The sequence below is a fragment of the Actinomadura logoneensis genome (genome assembly GCF_003428695.1).
GTDB classification, from domain to species: Bacteria; Actinomycetota; Actinomycetes; order Streptosporangiales; family Streptosporangiaceae; genus Spirillospora; species Spirillospora logoneensis.
This window is the reverse complement of the sequence record NZ_QURH01000446.1, coordinates 1-996: the sequence shown is the minus strand read 5'-3', so window position 1 is coordinate 996 and position 996 is coordinate 1. Positions and strand designations below refer to the sequence as shown.

The window sequence follows — 996 nt, the reverse complement described above, 5'->3', positions numbered from 1 at the left end:
GAGCGCGGCCGGATCATGGCCGCCACCGGCGACCGGGCCACCGGCATGGCCGCGCTCGCGGCCCCGCCGGGCGCGGTCGCCGAGCTGATCGAGGGCACCGCCCTGACCGTCGCCGCCGACAACGGCCCCGTGCAGGTCGTCGCCGGGTCCCTCGCCGACCTGGTCACGGTCGCCGACCGCGCGGGACAGGCCGGGTACGCGGCGCGACCGCTGCGGGTCAGCCACGCCTTCCACACTCCGGCGGTCGCCGCCGCCGCTCCCGGCCTCGCCCGGACGCTGCGGCGCGTCGAACTGCGACCACCCCGCCGGACGGTGTTCTCGACGGTCACCGGCGGCGCCCTGGACCCGGCGGCCGACCTGCGCGACCTGCTCGTCCGGCAGGTGACCGCACCGGTCCTGTTCCGGGACGCCCTGGAGGGCCTCGCCGAGATCTGCGACCTGCTGGTCGAGTGCGGTCCCGGCCACTCGCTGAGCGCCCTGGCCGAGCAGGTCACCGACGTCCCGGTCGTGACGCTGGACGCGGGCGCGTCGTCCGGCGGGCCGGTCGCGCGGACGGTCGCCGCGCTGTTCGCCGCCGGGGCCGTGCGCGACGTCCGGCCGCTGTTCGCGAACCGCCTGCACCGGCCGTTCGACCTCGACCGCCCTCCGGTCTTCCTGACCAACCCGTGCGAAAGCGCGCCGGACGTCCCGCTGCCGAGGCGGGAACCCGCCGCCGAACGGGCCGAGGGACAGGCGGCGCCGCCGCCCCCAGCTCCGAGTCTGGACGGCGCCGACCCGCTCACCGTCGTCCGGTCCCTCGTGGCCGAGGCGCTGGAGCTGCCCGCGGACATGATCCGGGACGGCGACGGGCTCCTGGCCGACCTGCACCTGAACTCGCTGCGCGTCACCCAGCTCGCCGCCGAGGCCGCCGTCCGCTGCGGCCGGACGGTCCCGGCGGCGCCGCCGCGGCTCGCGTCGGCGACCGTGGCCGCGCTCGCCGAGGCCGTCGCCGACCTG

1 protein-coding gene is annotated in these 996 nt (G+C 78.4%); it reads left to right on the top strand.

What is annotated here, in order from left to right:
- Nucleotides 1–996: acyltransferase domain-containing protein (locus DZF91_RS23220; protein WP_147341298.1), on the top strand; the 996-nt coding region annotated here is incomplete at both ends.